Consider the following 1603-nt stretch of genomic DNA (forward strand, 5'->3'; position numbering starts at 1 on the left):
GAATATGGGGATTATATTCCTATAGATTGGAGTTTTCTTCCAATTAATCAATTTATAAAAGCATTAAAAACTGGTAATAAAGATGCTAATTTTTCAGATGTTAATGGAAAGTATAAGTTTTTTACATGTTCTCAGAATACTTTAAATTGCCAATCTTATAGTTTTGATTGTGATGCGATCTTACTATCAGGAAATGGAGAGCTAAATGTAAAACATTATTCTGGTAAATTTGACGCATACCAAAGAGTTTATGTAATTGAATTGAATAATCGTGAACGATATTACAAAGCCCCAATTTATCAAGCAACTAAATCTGAAATTAACAGATTTAAAATGATTTCCAGTGGTTCTGTAATTAAATTTATTAATCGGCAAAATGTAGAAAGCATCAGACTATTTAAATTTAATAATGATAAAGTGTTGTATTCAAAACTTAACACTTTATTAGATCAGATTGAATTGAATAATAGAGAAATTGAAAAATTATTATCCTTGAAACAAGAACTTATTCAATTGATATTTTCGAATTCTATTAAAGTAAATTTATAAATCTCATTACATATAAATAAGGAGTGGAAAAGACCACTCCTTATATTTTTTAGTTTAATTTAATGCTTCTACTAAATATTAACTGCATAATATCTTGCTTTAATTTAGATAAGCTGTCAATTTCTTTATTGTTTAGTTCAATCTGATCTAGCAATGTATTTAGTTTAGAATATAAAATGTGATCATTTTTAAATCTTAGGATATATAGTTTATCTAATTCTGTTTTTTTCATAAACTTCATAACTGATCCACTTTGAATCATTTTAAAGTAATCTAACATATCATTTGCTGCACAGTAAATAGCTGCTTTTAAATATCTTATAGAATCATTAACCCCCAGAACGTAAACACAGTGATATACATTAAACTTACCTGAATAATGTTTAACTTTTATATTACCATTGACAGGAATTATCACAGCATTGGTGTCGTAAGCATACTCATCACATTTTAAGTCCTCTTCTCCACATGAAAAAAATTTATACCTACCATTTGGAGTAGCAAAATTCACATCTAGCCTACTGGTAACAGGTTTAGTGATTTCTAATATAGATACACTTTCCCATCCTATAGGTATTTCTCTATTTATTGTTTCATTATAATAAAACTCTCCTCCCGATGATTTATAAGGTTTTCCATTCTCATCAGGGAATTCAAACTGCCTAAACCAATAGTTGTATAAAGTGTCTAGTTGGTTATATAAATTATCGTTTATCTATTATTAGAAAGTATTTCGAAGGAATTGAAAAATTAGGATACAGAAACAACTTTTATATTTAACTGCGAAAGAAGCGATTCTAGGCGCAGGGGATAGGTATATCTAAAAATTTTTATAGATCATCATGGATTTTTTACTAAGAAATTTAAACATAGATCTTTAGTTTTAGAACTTCAAATTAATAAAACTTTGCTAATTCTAAATACTTGACTGGTTAACAAGGTTTTTAAATACTATTTGTGAAAAAATCTATAACGATAAGTTTAGCTAAATTAGAAATTTAAGATGTGTATTTACAAATAAAGTTGTGAATAGATGCTTATTTATACTATATAT

2 protein-coding genes are annotated in these 1603 nt (G+C 26.4%); one reads left to right on the forward strand and one right to left on the reverse strand.

What is annotated here, in order from left to right:
- The coding region (locus tag CKF59_RS07975) for a restriction endonuclease subunit S domain-containing protein (RefSeq protein WP_484283404.1) at positions 1 to 549 on the forward strand (549 nt) is incomplete at its 5' end.
- Positions 550 to 598: 49 nt separating this feature from the next.
- Here the strand turns inward: CKF59_RS07975 and CKF59_RS07790 are convergent.
- Complete coding sequence (locus CKF59_RS07790) at positions 599 to 1060, reverse strand: restriction endonuclease subunit S (protein WP_119535336.1); 462 nt, start codon at positions 1058 to 1060, stop codon at positions 599 to 601.
- Between the last annotated feature and the right edge of the window lie 543 nt (positions 1061 to 1603).

The sequence above is a fragment of the Psittacicella gerlachiana genome (genome assembly GCF_003585965.1).
Taxonomy (GTDB): domain Bacteria; phylum Pseudomonadota; class Gammaproteobacteria; order Enterobacterales; family Psittacicellaceae; genus Psittacicella; species Psittacicella gerlachiana.